This is a genomic window from Serratia sp. NGAS9, from assembly GCF_009905295.1.
GTDB classification, from domain to species: domain Bacteria; phylum Pseudomonadota; class Gammaproteobacteria; order Enterobacterales; family Enterobacteriaceae; genus Serratia; species Serratia bockelmannii.
The window spans coordinates 4,970,513-4,986,455 of record NZ_CP047605.1 but is presented as its reverse complement, the minus strand read 5'-3'; the positions used below and the strand labels follow the sequence as shown (position 1 = coordinate 4,986,455).

The window sequence follows — 15,943 nt, the reverse complement described above, 5'->3', positions numbered from 1 at the left end:
GCGTTAGTATAAATGCTGTTGCAATAAAATTTGCTATATTGCCGAGTCTAGGGCGTTAGACTGAGAAAATGGAACCTATCCGGATATGCATATGGGCGTCAGAGCACAACAAAAAGAACGGACTCGTCGTTCCCTGATCGAAGCCGCTTTCAGCCAGCTGAGCGCCGAACGCAGCTTCGCCAGCCTGAGCCTGCGGGAAGTTTCACGCGAGGCGGGCATTGCGCCCACGTCGTTTTATCGCCATTTCCGCGATGTGGACGAGCTGGGGCTGACCATGGTGGACGAAAGCGGCCTGATGCTGCGTCAGTTGATGCGCCAGGCGCGCCAACGCATCGCCAAGGGCGGCAGCGTAATCCGCACCTCGGTGTCCACCTTTATGGAATTTATCGGCAACAACCCGAACGCCTTCCGCCTGCTGCTGCGTGAGCGCTCCGGCACGTCGGCGGCATTCCGTGCGGCAGTGGCGCGCGAGATCCAGCATTTCATCGCTGAACTGGCGGACTACCTCGAATTGGAAAACCACATGCCGCGCAGTTTTACCGAAGCGCAGGCGGAAGCGATGGTCACCATCGTGTTCAGCGCCGGCGCGGAAGCGCTGGATATCGACGTCGAGCAGCGGCAGCAGCTGGAAGAACGGCTGGTGCTGCAGCTACGGATGATCTCCAAAGGGGCGTATTACTGGTATCGTCGCGAACAAGAAAAAGCTTCTGTGTCCCACGTATAAAAAAGGTAAAAAATGATGGAAAAACCAGGCCGTGAAAATGGCACCTTACTGCTGGCGTTAATTGCCGGCCTTTCGATCAACGGTTCCTTTGCCGCGCTGTTCAGCTCGGTGGTGCCGTTTTCGATCTTCCCGCTGATCGCGTTGGTGCTGGCGGTGTACTGCCTGCATCAGCGTTACCTGAACCGCGCCATGCCGGACGGCATGCCGAAGCTGGCGGCGGCCTGTTTCCTGCTGGGGCTGCTGCTGTACAGCGCCATCGTGCGCGCCGAATATCCGCAGATCGGCTCCAACTTCCTGCCGTCGGTGATCTGCGTGGCGCTGGTGCTGTGGATCGGGATGAAACTGAAGGCGCGCAAGGCGCCGGATGCGCCGACTCAAGAATCGTAATGAAACGGGGCGCCATCATGGCGCCCCTGTCGTATCAGCGATGCTTTTCCAGCAACACACCGCATTCCATGTGATGGGTATACGGGAACTGATCGAACAGCGCCAGGCGGCTGACCCGGTGGGTGGCCTGCAGCGTTTCCAGGTTGGCGCACAGCGTTTCCGGGTTGCATGAGATATAGAGAATGCGCGGGTAGGCCTGCACCATCTTCACCGTTTCCTCGTCCAGCCCGCTGCGCGGCGGATCGACGAAAATCGTCTCGCAGTTGTAACCACTCAGATCGATGCCTTTCAACCGGTTGAATTCGCGTACTCCGTTCATCGCCTGAGTGAAGTCTTCTGCCGCCATGCGGATGATTTGCACATTGTCGATATGGTTGGCGGCGATGTTGTACTGCGCCGCCGCCACCGACGGCTTGGCGATCTCGGTCGCCAGCACGCGCTCGAAATTGCGCGCCAGCGCCAGCGAGAAGTTGCCATTGCCACAGTACAGCTCCAGCAAATCGCCTTTGGAACCGGCGGTGACCGCCAACGCCCACTCCAGCATCTGCACGTTCATGGCCGCATTGGGCTGAGTGAAGCTGTTTTCCACCTGACGATAGATCATGTCGCGGCCGGCGACCGGCAGCACTTCGTCAACATAATCCTGGTCGAGCATGATCTTGGTCTTCGACGCCCGGCCGATCAGCTGCAGGTCGAAACCCTGAGCGCGCAGATCGTCACGCAACTGCTCGGCGCGCCGTTGCCAAACGTCATCCAGCTTGCGGTGGTACAGCAGCGAGGCGATGATTTTGCCGCTTTGCGTCGACAGATAATCGATCTGGAACAGCTTGTGACGCAGGATCGGTTCCGGTTTCAGCGCGGCGATCAGGGCGGTCATCAGGCGGTTGATCAGCTCGCTGGCCGCCGGGAACTGGTCGACGCGAATACGCTGCTTGGTCTGCTGATCGAACATGATGTGATACATGTCGTCCGCGTCGTGCCAGATGCGGAATTCGGCGCGCATGCGGTAGTGGTCGACTGGCGAGCGGAACACTTCCGGCTCGGGCGCCGCGAACGGTGACATCAACGTCTTCAGGCGGGCGACTTTCTCCGCCAGTTGGTCATCGTAACGTTCAATAGGCAAATTCTCGGGCGTCATGTGTGTCTTCTCGTCAGGCAAATTTGATCAGCGGGGATTGTAGGGAATCAGCCCGTGAAGTCCAGTTTTGTCGCGTTTATTATTTGTAACATTAGTAGCAGTCTAGACATCTATTTTCATTGATCGTAGCATTGCCGTCCGGCCTCAAGCAGCGAGTGAAAAGGGAATCCGGTGTGAATCCGGAGCTGACGCGCAGCGGTAAGGGGAAGTCACGGCGATAGCGTTTCGACGCAGACACTGTCCACTGCAGGATGGGAAGTCATCGCCCGTTGCTGGTCGCGCCCCGCGGCCCGCAAATCCCAAGCCCGAAGACCTGCCGGTGTTACGTCGCAATGTCCGTGGCCGTCGCGAACTACCGGCCATGATCCTGCGGCATCCGCCAATTAAGTTTGGATGCTTTTCTCATGACAATTACAAAAAATACGCTGCTGGCGGTGGTCTCCTCCGTCACGGCTTTTTCTGGATGGGCGCAAGACAACACCACAGCCACGTATGGCGATAACCTGGTGGTGACCGCCAACCGTTTCCCGCAGCCGGTTTCTTCCGTGCTGGCGTCGACCTCCGTCGTCACCCGCAACGATATCGATCGCTGGCAGGCCAAGAGCCTGACCGACGTGATGCGCCGTTTGCCAGGCGTGGACGTTGGCCAAAACGGTGGATTGGGACAAAAGAGCTCGCTGTTTATTCGCGGCACCAATTCCAGCCATGTGCTGGTGTTAATTGACGGTATTCGCCTTAATCAGGCGGGCGTCAGCGGCTCTTCCGATCTCAGCCAAATCCCGATTTCGCTGGTGCAGAAAGTCGAATACATTCGCGGCCCGCGCTCGGCGGTGTACGGTTCCGACGCCATCGGCGGCGTGGTCAACATCATCACCACGCGTGAAAAGAACGGCACGACGCTGGCTGCCGGCGTCGGCTCCAACGGCTATCAATCCTATGACGCGTCGACCCAACAACAACTGGGTGACAGCACCGTGGCGACGGTGGCGGGGAATTACACCTATACCAAAGGGTATGACGTGGTGGCTGAAGGTAATACCAGTATTCCTCAGCCCGATCGCGACGGCTTTATGAGCAAATTGCTCTACGGCGCATTGCAGCACCAATTTAACGAGCAAATCAGCGGTTTTGTGCGTGGTTATGGTTACGATAATCGTACAGGCTACGATGGATTCTATTCTTACGATAAAGACTTCAATATTACCGGTCTGCCCGATACCCGTAAGCTGTACAGCCAAACATGGGACACGGGGTTGCGCTATCAGGAAGGGATTTACGCCACGCAGCTAGTGGGGAGTTACAGCCACAGCAAAGACTACAATTACGATCCGCGCAAAGGCCAGTATGCGATCTCCTCCAGTTTGGATGATTCGGAACAGTACAATCTGCAGTGGGGCAACACGTTCAAGGTTGCCCAAGGCACCATTAGTGCGGGCGCAGATTGGCAGGATCAACAAATCAAACCGGGTACCGCGTCCGTCAGCAGCGAGAGAAGCCAGCGCAATACTGGCATCTATCTGACTGGGCAACAGTTGGTGGGACCGGTGACGCTGGAGGCTGCTGCGCGTGGCGACGACAACTCGGAGTTCGGTTGGCACGGCACCTGGCAAACCAGTGCAGCCTGGGAATTCATCGAGGGGTATCGTTTCATTGCCTCTTACGGTACCGCGTTCAAAGCGCCAAACATGAACCAGTTGTTTAGTACCACTTACGGCAACAATAATTTGAAACCGGAAGAAAGCAAGCAATGGGAAGGCGGTTTTGAAGGCTTGACCGGGCCTGTGACCTGGCGTATTTCCGGTTATCGCAATGACATTGATAATCTTATCGACAGCGATCCGGTGAGTTACCGCTATTATAATATCGGTAAGGCGACCATTAAAGGTGTAGAGGCCACGGCTTCTTTTGAAACCGGCCCGCTGACGCATCAGATTGGTTACGATTATGTCGACCCGCGCAATGCTAAAACCAACGAAGTGCTGCTGCGCCGCGCTAAACAGCAGGTGAAATACGAGCTGGATTGGCAACTGTACGACTTTGATTGGGCAGTAACCTATCAATACCTGGGTGAGCGCTACGACAAGGATTATGGCGTTTATCCTAGCCCGACGGTTAAACTCGGCGGCGTGAGCCTGTGGGATCTCGCAGTTTCGTATCCGGTCACATCTCATCTGACAGTTCGTGGTAGAATTGCCAACCTGTTTGATAAAGATTATGAGACGGCCTATGGCTACGCTACTCCAGGAAGAGAATACTACCTCACTGGAAGCTATACCTTCTAACAGCACCGCCACACCTCGCCCGACGGTGCTGGTTTTCGATTCCGGCGTCGGCGGGCTGTCGGTGTATCAGGAGATTCGGCAGTTGCTGCCGGATCTCCACTATATATACGCTTTCGACAACGTGGCGTTCCCCTACGGCGAGAAGTCCGAAGAGTTTATCGTTGAGCGCGTGCTGGAAATTGTCGGCGCGGTACAGCAACGTCATCCTCTGGCGATTGTCGTCATTGCCTGCAACACCGCCAGCACCGTTTCCTTGCCGGCCTTGCGCGAGCGTTTCAGTTTCCCTGTCGTGGGCGTGGTGCCCGCCATCAAACCGGCGGCCCGTCTTACCGTTAATGGCATTGTCGGCCTGTTGGCGACCCGCGGTACCGTACAGCGCAGCTACACCCACGAACTGATTTCCCGTTTCGCCACCGACTGCAAGATTGAACTGCTGGGCTCTTCAGAGCTGGTGGAGCTGGCGGAGGCCAAGCTCCATGGCGAAGCCGTGCCGCTGCCGGTGCTGAAGAAGATCCTGCATCCGTGGCTGAGCATGCGCGAGCCGCCGGATACCGTCGTGCTGGGCTGCACCCATTTCCCTCTATTAGCTGAAGAGTTGATGCAGGTGTTGCCGGAAGGCACCCGGCTGGTGGATTCCGGCGCGGCGATTGCCCGCCGCACCGCCTGGCTCATCTCAACGCAGGAAAATCTGGTCTCGAGCCAGGAAGAGAATCTGGCGTATTGCATGGCGTTAAATGAAGATACTGACGCTTTATTGCCCGTTTTGCAGGGTTATGGCTTTAAATCGTTGAAAAAACTGCCGCTTTAACGGTGTTTTGGTTAAACATTCAACGGTCGGAAAAAATATTGAAAATAGGGGTTGCGGCCTGCCGAGAACTCCCTATAATGCGCCTCCACTGACCGGGAACAACGACTGACAAGCCGCCGGGTCAGCGAGAAGAAAGCGAAATAAACGCTTGACTCTCAGGGCGAAAAGCGTAATATACGCAGCCCGCGCCGATGAGTTTCTCGGCACTGCTCTTTAACAATTTATCAGACAATCTGTGTGGGCACTCCACAAGACGATATCCAGCATCTTCGGATGCAAAAAAATATCAAGTCTTGAAGAGTGACTAACTGAAGTAAAATTCATGCAGTAAATCTTTGAGCATCGCTTCTCGAGTGGAAGCAAATCAAGCTTTTAATTGAAGAGTTTGATCATGGCTCAGATTGAACGCTGGCGGCAGGCTTAACACATGCAAGTCGAGCGGTAGCACAGGGGAGCTTGCTCCCTGGGTGACGAGCGGCGGACGGGTGAGTAATGTCTGGGAAACTGCCTGATGGAGGGGGATAACTACTGGAAACGGTAGCTAATACCGCATAACGTCGCAAGACCAAAGAGGGGGACCTTCGGGCCTCTTGCCATCAGATGTGCCCAGATGGGATTAGCTAGTAGGTGGGGTAATGGCTCACCTAGGCGACGATCCCTAGCTGGTCTGAGAGGATGACCAGCCACACTGGAACTGAGACACGGTCCAGACTCCTACGGGAGGCAGCAGTGGGGAATATTGCACAATGGGCGCAAGCCTGATGCAGCCATGCCGCGTGTGTGAAGAAGGCCTTCGGGTTGTAAAGCACTTTCAGCGAGGAGGAAGGTGGTGAACTTAATACGTTCATCAATTGACGTTACTCGCAGAAGAAGCACCGGCTAACTCCGTGCCAGCAGCCGCGGTAATACGGAGGGTGCAAGCGTTAATCGGAATTACTGGGCGTAAAGCGCACGCAGGCGGTTTGTTAAGTCAGATGTGAAATCCCCGGGCTCAACCTGGGAACTGCATTTGAAACTGGCAAGCTAGAGTCTCGTAGAGGGGGGTAGAATTCCAGGTGTAGCGGTGAAATGCGTAGAGATCTGGAGGAATACCGGTGGCGAAGGCGGCCCCCTGGACGAAGACTGACGCTCAGGTGCGAAAGCGTGGGGAGCAAACAGGATTAGATACCCTGGTAGTCCACGCTGTAAACGATGTCGATTTGGAGGTTGTGCCCTTGAGGCGTGGCTTCCGGAGCTAACGCGTTAAATCGACCGCCTGGGGAGTACGGCCGCAAGGTTAAAACTCAAATGAATTGACGGGGGCCCGCACAAGCGGTGGAGCATGTGGTTTAATTCGATGCAACGCGAAGAACCTTACCTACTCTTGACATCCAGAGAACTTAGCAGAGATGCTTTGGTGCCTTCGGGAACTCTGAGACAGGTGCTGCATGGCTGTCGTCAGCTCGTGTTGTGAAATGTTGGGTTAAGTCCCGCAACGAGCGCAACCCTTATCCTTTGTTGCCAGCGGTTCGGCCGGGAACTCAAAGGAGACTGCCAGTGATAAACTGGAGGAAGGTGGGGATGACGTCAAGTCATCATGGCCCTTACGAGTAGGGCTACACACGTGCTACAATGGCATATACAAAGAGAAGCGACCTCGCGAGAGCAAGCGGACCTCATAAAGTATGTCGTAGTCCGGATTGGAGTCTGCAACTCGACTCCATGAAGTCGGAATCGCTAGTAATCGTAGATCAGAATGCTACGGTGAATACGTTCCCGGGCCTTGTACACACCGCCCGTCACACCATGGGAGTGGGTTGCAAAAGAAGTAGGTAGCTTAACCTTCGGGAGGGCGCTTACCACTTTGTGATTCATGACTGGGGTGAAGTCGTAACAAGGTAACCGTAGGGGAACCTGCGGTTGGATCACCTCCTTACCTAAAGATATTAGTTCGAGTGGCGTGCTCACACAGATTGTCTGATAGAAAGTAACGAGCAGAAATACCTTTATAGGCTTGTAGCTCAGGTGGTTAGAGCGCACCCCTGATAAGGGTGAGGTCGGTGGTTCAAGTCCACTCAGGCCTACCACTTCTTCGAAGTGGAAAAGGTACTGCACGTGACTGTATGGGGCTATAGCTCAGCTGGGAGAGCGCCTGCCTTGCACGCAGGAGGTCAGCGGTTCGATCCCGCTTAGCTCCACCATATAGTCCGGTATTTCAATACTTCAGAGTATATTGGCGACAGTATGCTGCGAAGTATTTTGCTCTTTAACAATCTGGAACAAGCTGAAAATTGAAACATGACGGCTGAAATTTATCCCTCCGTAGATGTACTGGGATGAAGAGTAACCTGTCATAGAGTCTCTCAAATGTTTGCAGCGCGAACGATGGAAACATCTTCGGGTTGTGAGGTTAAGTGACTAAGCGTACACGGTGGATGCCTAGGCAGTCAGAGGCGATGAAGGGCGTGCTAATCTGCGAAAAGCGTCGGTAAGGTGATATGAACCGTTATAACCGGCGATACCCGAATGGGGAAACCCAGTGTGTTTCGACACACTATCATGTCATGAATACATAGTGGCATGAGGCGAACCGGGGGAACTGAAACATCTAAGTACCCCGAGGAAAAGAAATCAACCGAGATTCCCCCAGTAGCGGCGAGCGAACGGGGAGGAGCCCAGAACCTGAATCGGCTTGTGTGTTAGTGGAAGCGTCTGGAAAGTCGCGCAGCAAAGGGTGATAGCCCCGTACACTAAAATGCACAGGTCGTGAGTTCGATGAGTAGGGCGGGACACGTGACATCCTGTCTGAATATGGGGGGACCATCCTCCAAGGCTAAATACTCCTGACTGACCGATAGTGAACCAGTACCGTGAGGGAAAGGCGAAAAGAACCCCGGCGAGGGGAGTGAAATAGAACCTGAAACCGTGTACGTACAAGCAGTGGGAGCACCTTCGTGGTGTGACTGCGTACCTTTTGTATAATGGGTCAGCGACTTATATTTTGTAGCAAGGTTAACCGTATAGGGGAGCCGTAGGGAAACCGAGTCTTAACTGGGCGAATAGTTGCAAGGTATAGACCCGAAACCCGGTGATCTAGCCATGGGCAGGTTGAAGGTTGGGTAACACTAACTGGAGGACCGAACCGACTAATGTTGAAAAATTAGCGGATGACTTGTGGCTGGGGGTGAAAGGCCAATCAAACCGGGAGATAGCTGGTTCTCCCCGAAAGCTATTTAGGTAGCGCCTCGTGAACTCATCTTCGGGGGTAGAGCACTGTTTCGGCTAGGGGGCCATCCCGGCTTACCAAACCGATGCAAACTCCGAATACCGAAGAATGTTATCACGGGAGACACACGGCGGGTGCTAACGTCCGTCGTGAAGAGGGAAACAACCCAGACCGCCAGCTAAGGTCCCAAAGTCATGGTTAAGTGGGAAACGATGTGGGAAGGCATAGACAGCCAGGATGTTGGCTTAGAAGCAGCCATCATTTAAAGAAAGCGTAATAGCTCACTGGTCGAGTCGGCCTGCGCGGAAGATGTAACGGGGCTAAACCATGCACCGAAGCTGCGGCAGCGACGCTTAGGCGTTGTTGGGTAGGGGAGCGTTCTGTAAGCCGTTGAAGGTGGCCTGTGAGGGTTGCTGGAGGTATCAGAAGTGCGAATGCTGACATAAGTAACGATAAAGCGGGTGAAAAGCCCGCTCGCCGGAAGACCAAGGGTTCCTGTCCAACGTTAATCGGGGCAGGGTGAGTCGACCCCTAAGGCGAGGCTGAAAAGCGTAGTCGATGGGAAACAGGTTAATATTCCTGTACTTGGTGTTACTGCGAAGGGGGGACGGAGAAGGCTAGGCTAGCCGGGCGACGGTTGTCCCGGTTTAAGCGTGTAGGGGGTGTGACCTGGTAAATCCGGTTGCATACTAACCCTGAGGCGTGATGACGATGCACTACGGTGCAGAAGTAGTTGATGCCCTGCTTCCAGGAAAATCCTCTAAGCATCAGGTAACATTAAATCGTACCCCAAACCGACACAGGTGGTCAGGTAGAGAATACCAAGGCGCTTGAGAGAACTCGGGTGAAGGAACTAGGCAAAATGGTGCCGTAACTTCGGGAGAAGGCACGCTGGCATGTAGGTGAAGTCCCTCGCGGATGGAGCTGAAGCCAGTCGAAGATACCAGCTGGCTGCAACTGTTTAATAAAAACACAGCACTGTGCAAACACGAAAGTGGACGTATACGGTGTGACGCCTGCCCGGTGCTGGAAGGTTAATTGATGGGGTCAGCCGCAAGGCGAAGCTCTTGATCGAAGCCCCAGTAAACGGCGGCCGTAACTATAACGGTCCTAAGGTAGCGAAATTCCTTGTCGGGTAAGTTCCGACCTGCACGAATGGCGTAATGATGGCCAGGCTGTCTCCACCCGAGACTCAGTGAAATTGAACTCGCTGTGAAGATGCAGTGTACCCGCGGCAAGACGGAAAGACCCCGTGAACCTTTACTATAGCTTGACACTGAACATTGAGCCTTGATGTGTAGGATAGGTGGGAGGCTTTGAAGCGTGGACGCCAGTCTGCGTGGAGCCATCCTTGAAATACCACCCTTTAATGTTTGATGTTCTAACTCGGCCCCATAATCTGGGGTGAGGACAGTGTCTGGTGGGTAGTTTGACTGGGGCGGTCTCCTCCCAAAGAGTAACGGAGGAGCACGAAGGTTAGCTAATCACGGTCGGACATCGTGAGGTTAGTGCAAAGGCATAAGCTAGCTTGACTGCGAGAGTGACGGCTCGAGCAGGTACGAAAGTAGGTCTTAGTGATCCGGTGGTTCTGAATGGAAGGGCCATCGCTCAACGGATAAAAGGTACTCCGGGGATAACAGGCTGATACCGCCCAAGAGTTCATATCGACGGCGGTGTTTGGCACCTCGATGTCGGCTCATCACATCCTGGGGCTGAAGTAGGTCCCAAGGGTATGGCTGTTCGCCATTTAAAGTGGTACGCGAGCTGGGTTTAGAACGTCGTGAGACAGTTCGGTCCCTATCTGCCGTGGGCGTTGGAAGATTGAGAGGGGTTGCTCCTAGTACGAGAGGACCGGAGTGAACGCACCACTGGTGTTCGGGTTGTCATGCCAATGGCATTGCCCGGTAGCTAAGTGCGGAAAAGATAAGCGCTGAAAGCATCTAAGCGCGAAACTTGCCTCAAGATGAGTCTTCCCTGGGCCTTTAAGGCCCCTGAAGGAACGTTTAAGACTAAGACGTTGATAGGCTGGGTGTGTAAGTGCAGCGATGCATTGAGCTAACCAGTACTAATGATCCGTGAGGCTTAACCTTACAACACCGAAGGTGTTTTTAGAGAGATTTTCAGCGAAGTTCCGAGATTGGTTCTGATGGCTTCACGGGAGTGAGGCGGTTGGAATGAAACAGAATTTGCCTGGCGGCAATAGCGCGGTGGTCCCACCTGACCCCATGCCGAACTCAGAAGTGAAACGCCGTAGCGCCGATGGTAGTGTGGGGTCTCCCCATGCGAGAGTAGGACACTGCCAGGCATCAAATAAACGTTATCAGTGTGACGACTGGTAATGCGCAAATCGCAAAGCGCGAATTTGCCGGCATCGAGAGATGCAACGTAAAAGAATCGGTGGAGCGGTAGTTCAGTTGGTTAGAATACCTGCCTGTCACGCAGGGGGTCGCGGGTTCGAGCCCCGTCCGTTCCGCCACTTATTTAATTATGCCTGCTTTATTAGCAGGCATAATGTTAAGCGAGATTTAGGGGCGTAGCTCAGTTGGTAGAGCACCGGTCTCCAAAACCGGGTGTCGCGAGTTCGAGTCTCTCCGCCCCTGCCATATTAAGAACCCTTTGCGAAAGCAAAGGGTTTTTTTTTACCTATTATCCCTTCCCTTAGTGCATTCCCGCTTTGGAAAAGAGCGCTTTTGACGCTATATGCCGAGGTTTGCCCGATCCTGGCTGCTTCATGTTCTTCCGAGCTTTACCCTGCACGCCTCCGGATTCTCTTATCGTTTTGCATTATCTTCTCTCAGAAGGCGATGGGCGGCTTTTGGCATGATAGACAGTCATTACCACGATGACGGCATTTAAGGCCGCCATAATGCTTTAGGCTGCGGTATTTAAAGGTATTTTAAGTAATTGCCGAATCAAAGGCTGTTGATCGCTGTTTTGCAACCAGACGGCATACAGTGGGCGGATAATCGGCGGGATCTCAGTAGTGGCCACCAGCTGCGGATACTCCTTTTCCCACTGGCTGGGCAGGAAAGCGCATCCGCCCGTGGTTTCCAGCAACTGACGCGTCAGATGAGCGGAGGTAGTCGTGAGGACCGGCACGTTATCACCTTCCAACATGCGGCTTTCCTGTTGGTGGAAGTCGGCTCCCCATTCCAGCTTGATGTAGGGCATTGGGGCCTGTTTGTCACGATGCGCGGATGAGAACAGGCGTAATGAGAAGTTGCTCAGCTGTTGGCTGGCCAATTCGTCCATCTTCGGCGGTTCGGTGGTGATCAGTAAATCGAGCTGCCTTTCATGCAGTTGTTTTACCAAAGAGTGCCTTAATGCCACCCTGGCTTCGAGCTGCAGCGCCTCGCGTTGTTGATAGAGCGCCTGCAACCAAGGGGTCAGATAGGCCTCCCACAGCGAAGCGGTAGCGCCGATCGACAACTCGGTGTGTTGCAGCGAACGCACGACCTCCTTCTTCGCCAACTGCCAGGTGTTCATCAGGCTTTCGGCATAGGGCAGAAGCCGCTCACCGGCAGGCGTCAGGCGGATATTATTGCGATGACGGGTAAATAAATTTGCGCCCAGCTGGTTTTCTAACTGACGGATGCGGAAACTGACCGCGGACTGCGTTAAGTACAAAGATTCTGCGGCTCTGCCAAAGTGACGCGTTCTACTGACCTCCAAAAAGGTTTTCAGTAATTCGGTATCCACACCTATCTCCAAAAAAATTTGTCGTTAAGATTTAAATGTTTTGTTTTACACGCTGTCAAGCCTATCTAATACTCCGCGCCATAAACAGCACGGCCATAAGAGAATTAGGAGCGTGTCAGATGGCGGATAGCTTCACCACGACCAATCGTTTTTTTGATAATAAACATTACCCTCGCGGGTTCTCCCGTCACGGCGATTTCACCATTAAAGAGGCGCAATTGCTAGAGCGTTTCGGCTACGCGTTTAACGAGCTGGACTCGGGTAAACGCCAGCCAGCGACTGAAGAAGAACAGCTGTTCGTCGCAGTGTGCCGAGGTGAGCGCGAAGCGGCTACCGAGCAGGAAAAAGTATGGGCTAAATATCTGGCGCGCACACGTCGCCCGAAGAAATTCCATACTCTGTCCGGCGGTAAACCGCAGGCTGACGCAGTGGAAGATTACAGCGACAGCGAAGACTAAAGACGATGGGGCCTGCGGGCCCCATTTTCATTCCAGACTGCGATGCAGCTGTAACAACAGACGATCCATACTGCGATAGCCCAGCGCTTCGCTGAGGTGGCGCCTGTCGAGTTCAGTATCTCCCGCCAAATCCGCCAGCGTGCGAGCCACTTTCAGGATGCGCTGCCAGGCGCGTACCGATAGCCCTAACGCGTTTAATGTCGCTTCCAGAAACTCGGCGTCTGCCGGCTGCAACACGCAATCCCGTTCTACTTCGCGGTTGCTCAACAGCGCATTGACTTTACCGGCGCGTTCGAGCTGGCGGGCGCGTGCCAGTTGCACTCTTTCCTGAACCAGCTCACTGCTTTCTCCCTGCGTTTGCCGCTTACTGAGCGTACCCGGCGGCAACAGCGGCACTTCGATAGACAGATCGAAACGGTCGAGAAAAGGCCCTGACAGCCGGGCCAGATAGCGCAACACCTGCTGCGGCGAGGCGCGGTTGTGCAACCCCTGATAATGCCCTGTCGGGCTGGGGTTCATTGCCGCGATCAACTGTACTCTGGCAGGGAAACAGACCTTGGCGTTGGCGCGTGAAATCACGATCTCGCCGGATTCCAACGGCTCGCGCAGCGCATCCAGGACCTTACGCTCGAATTCCGGTAGCTCATCCAGAAACAGCACGCCGTTATGCGCCATCGAGATCTCGCCCGGACGCGGCAGTGAGCCGCCGCCGACCAATGCCGCCATCGATGCGCTGTGATGCGGCGCGCGAAACGGCCTCTGGCGCCATGGCAGAGCGCTCAGAAGAGGGTGTTGCAAGCTGGCGATCGCCAGGCTTTCCAGCGCCTCAGGCTCCGTCAGCGGCGGCAGTAAGCCCGTCAGTCGGCTGGCCAGCATGGTTTTGCCTGTGCCCGGCGGCCCAATCAGCAGCAGGTTATGCCCGCCGGCGGCGGCGATCTCCAGCGCCCGCTTGGCCTGCTCCTGGCCGATGATGTCGCGCAGATCGGCGTTTTCGTACGCATTGCCGGCTGCGGGAGGTGTGACGGCCACCGGCAGTTCGCCCTGGCCGAGTAAAAAAGCACAGACCTCCAACAGGTGTTGGGCGGTATGGGATTGTGACTGTGCGATCAGGCCGACCTCGGCGGCGTTGTCCGTCGACAGGATCAATTGTCGCCCGGCGTCAGCCGCCGCCAGCGCCGCCGGGATGGCGCCTCTGACCGCACGCAGTGCGCCGGACAGCGCGAGCTCGCCAAGAAACTCGTAGCGTGCCAACGGTGCGAGGGGCAGTTGCTCGGAGGCGGCGAGGATCGCCAGCGCTATCGGCAGATCGTAACGCCCGCCTTCTTTCGGCAGATCGGCCGGTGCCAAATTGACGGTGATGCGCCGGGCGGGAAAGGTGAAACCGTTGTTGATCAGGGCGCTGCGCACCCGATCGCGCGCCTCTTTTACCGTGGTTTCCGGTAGACCGACCAGCGTCAGGCCGGGCAGGCCATTGCTGATATGCACCTCCACCGTCACGGAAGGGGCCTGAACGCCGATGATGGCGCGGCTATAGATTACCGCCAGTGACATATCGCTCTCCTTGCTGAGGGCGGCATGATGCGCGATTTATCCAGGTACCGCGCGGCGTTCTTGGCATTTTTTCCATGAAACTCGCAGCATAATCACTGATTTTCATCGAATTGAACGAGATTGTGCGAACCGCCTCGCAACCTGCGGCAATACCCATTAACAATTCGCTGAAGGCTGCAACACATTAGCGGCCCATACGCATTGCAACCATAGGGTTAACGGGTGTATTTAACAATTGATTAAAAGAAAAATCACTTCTTTAACACACTCCGACCGCCGCCGCAGTCTGCCCGGCAGCCGCTAAACCTCCTGACTTCGTACTCTACGGTAGGGATAACACTATGTTTGGTTGGACCCCGCTGCAACGCAACGCGGCAATTGCCAGTTTTTCAAGCTGGACGCTCGACGCTTTCGATTTTTTCGTGCTGGTATTTTTACTCAGCGACATCGCGCAATCTTTTCACGTCGGTCTGGAACAGGTCACGTTGGCTATTCTGCTCACGCTGGCGGTGCGCCCGATCGGCGCGCTGATCTTCGGGCGTGCGGCGGAAAAATATGGCCGCAAACCGATCCTGATGCTGAATATCGTCTTCTTTTCGGTGTTTGAGCTGCTCTCCGCCGCCGCGCCCTCGTTGACGGTCTTCTTGCTGTTACGAGTGTTGTACGGCGTTGCGATGGGCGGTATCTGGGGTGTGGCGTCGTCATTGGCGATGGAAACCATACCGGACCGCTCGCGCGGCCTGATGTCGGGCATTTTCCAGGCCGGCTATCCGTTCGGTTATCTGCTGGCGGCGGTGGTGTACGGCCTGCTGTTCGAAACGGTCGGCTGGCGCGGCATGTTCGTCATCGGCGCGGCGCCGATCCTGCTGCTGCCGTTTATTTATTATTGCGTGCAGGAGTCGCCGGTGTGGCTGGCGGCACGTGAGCGCAAAGAAAGTACGGCTTTATTGCCGGTGTTGAAGAGCCACTGGAAGCTATGCTGCTATCTGGTGCTGCTGATGGCGGCGTTCAATTTCTTCTCTCACGGCACGCAGGATCTGTATCCGGTGTTTCTGAAAGTTCAGCACGGTTTCGACCCTAAAACCGTCAGTATCATCGCCATTAGCTACAATATCGCGTCAATTATCGGTGGCGTTTTCTTCGGTTCGTTATCGGAAAAAATCGGTCGTAAAAAAGCGATCATTATCGCCGCATTGCTGGCCTTACCGGTGATCCCATTGTGGGCATTTTCCAGCGGTTCGCTAATGTTGGGGATCGGCGCTTTCCTGATGCAGTTCATGGTGCAGGGTGCCTGGGGCGTAGTGCCGACCTACCTGACCGAGCTGGTGCCGGCCAACACCCGCGCGGTGCTGCCGGGGTTCGTGTATCAGTTGGGCAACCTGATCGCCTCGGTCAACGCCACGCTGCAAGCCACCATCGCCGAGCATCATGGGCATAATTACGGCCTGGCGATGGCGATCGTCGCCGGTACGGTGGCGGTGGCGATCGCCCTGTTGGTGTTCTTCGGCAAGGATACGCGCGGCAAGGCGATCACCGACGCGGTGAAAAATCCGGGCGTGCGCGCCAACGTGTGAAAGAGAGGCGATTCGCGTGAGGTATGACCAGATTGCGCCGAATAATAACGCAAAAAAAGTGTTGTCATGTCGCGCGCGGCTGTGGTACCTCTGTAAGCATTAGTTCTGAATGAGCAC

At 55.1% G+C, this 15,943-nt stretch carries 9 protein-coding genes, 4 tRNA genes, 3 rRNA genes and 1 riboswitch; of the genes, 13 read left to right on the top strand and 3 right to left on the bottom strand.

All coding sequences use genetic code 11. The features are described 5' to 3' along the window. Positions 1–91 precede the first annotated feature (91 nt). Together fabR and GUC32_RS23615 are read left to right on the top strand one after the other, a co-directional pair. Positions 92–724: an HTH-type transcriptional repressor FabR gene (fabR, locus tag GUC32_RS23620; RefSeq protein WP_004931044.1), complete on the top strand. Its 633-nt coding sequence runs from the start codon at positions 92–94 to the stop codon at positions 722–724. Between the two features lie 15 nt (positions 725–739). Further along, positions 740–1,111 carry a YijD family membrane protein gene (locus GUC32_RS23615; RefSeq protein WP_025304650.1) on the top strand — a complete coding sequence of 124 codons (372 nt, stop codon included), beginning with the start codon at positions 740–742 and terminating at the stop codon, positions 1,109–1,111. Between the two features lie 34 nt (positions 1,112–1,145). On the opposite strand, the gene trmA is transcribed toward GUC32_RS23615, so the two are convergent. Continuing rightward, positions 1,146–2,249 carry a tRNA (uridine(54)-C5)-methyltransferase TrmA gene (gene trmA, locus GUC32_RS23610; RefSeq protein ID WP_043140961.1) on the bottom strand — a complete coding sequence of 368 codons (1,104 nt, stop codon included), beginning with the start codon at positions 2,247–2,249 and terminating at the stop codon, positions 1,146–1,148. A gap of 122 nt (positions 2,250–2,371) precedes the next feature. Further along, a riboswitch (cobalamin riboswitch) is annotated at positions 2,372–2,585 on the top strand. 68 nt (positions 2,586–2,653) lie between these two features. Here trmA and btuB point away from each other — a divergent pair. The 9 genes from btuB (at position 2,654) to GUC32_RS23565 (ending at position 11,147) form a co-directional block, all read left to right on the top strand. After that, a complete protein-coding gene (gene btuB / locus GUC32_RS23605) occupies positions 2,654–4,531 on the top strand; it encodes a TonB-dependent vitamin B12 receptor BtuB (protein ID WP_169541030.1) in 1,878 nt (625 codons plus the stop codon). After that, positions 4,476–5,339 carry a glutamate racemase gene (gene murI, locus GUC32_RS23600; protein WP_025921004.1) on the top strand — a complete coding sequence of 288 codons (864 nt, stop codon included), beginning with the start codon at positions 4,476–4,478 and terminating at the stop codon, positions 5,337–5,339. Before btuB ends, murI begins: the two co-directional genes overlap by 56 nt. A 373-nt stretch (positions 5,340–5,712) precedes the next feature. Then, positions 5,713–7,254: ribosomal RNA gene (locus GUC32_RS23595) — 16S ribosomal RNA — on the top strand. A 74-nt stretch (positions 7,255–7,328) separates the two neighbouring features. Continuing rightward, positions 7,329–7,405 (top strand) — tRNA-Ile (locus tag GUC32_RS23590). A 38-nt stretch (positions 7,406–7,443) separates the two neighbouring features. Next, positions 7,444–7,519 (top strand) — tRNA-Ala (locus tag GUC32_RS23585). Between the two features lie 207 nt (positions 7,520–7,726). Beyond that, a 23S ribosomal RNA gene (locus GUC32_RS23580) occupies positions 7,727–10,634 on the top strand. 99 nt (positions 10,635–10,733) lie between these two features. Continuing rightward, positions 10,734–10,849: ribosomal RNA gene (rrf, locus tag GUC32_RS23575) — 5S ribosomal RNA — on the top strand. Together the 16S, 23S and 5S rRNA genes with 4 tRNA genes alongside form the textbook arrangement of a ribosomal RNA operon. Positions 10,850–10,943: 94 nt before the next feature. Next, a tRNA-Asp gene (locus GUC32_RS23570) sits at positions 10,944–11,020 on the top strand. A 51-nt stretch (positions 11,021–11,071) separates the two neighbouring features. After that, a tRNA-Trp gene (locus GUC32_RS23565) sits at positions 11,072–11,147 on the top strand. Between the two features lie 268 nt (positions 11,148–11,415). Here the strand turns inward: GUC32_RS23565 and hdfR are convergent. After that, entirely contained in the window at positions 11,416–12,243 is an 828-nt protein-coding gene (gene hdfR, locus GUC32_RS23560) for an HTH-type transcriptional regulator HdfR (RefSeq protein WP_369435467.1), read from the bottom strand. A 119-nt stretch (positions 12,244–12,362) separates the two neighbouring features. On the opposite strand from hdfR, the gene GUC32_RS23555 reads away from it, so the two are divergent. Beyond that, a complete protein-coding gene (locus GUC32_RS23555) occupies positions 12,363–12,701 on the top strand; it encodes a DUF413 domain-containing protein (protein WP_004929946.1) in 339 nt (112 codons plus the stop codon). 27 nt (positions 12,702–12,728) lie between these two features. Here the strand turns inward: GUC32_RS23555 and GUC32_RS23550 are convergent, their stop codons facing one another. Next, the gene (locus tag GUC32_RS23550) at positions 12,729–14,252 is read right to left on the bottom strand and encodes a YifB family Mg chelatase-like AAA ATPase (protein WP_369435466.1); all 1,524 of its coding nucleotides are present in this window, start codon (positions 14,250–14,252) and stop codon (positions 12,729–12,731) included. Positions 14,253–14,593: 341 nt separating this feature from the next. On the opposite strand from GUC32_RS23550, the gene GUC32_RS23545 reads away from it, so the two are divergent. After that, a complete protein-coding gene (locus GUC32_RS23545; protein ID WP_025304644.1) occupies positions 14,594–15,826 on the top strand; it encodes an MFS transporter in 1,233 nt (410 codons plus the stop codon). Positions 15,827–15,943 lie beyond the last annotated feature (117 nt).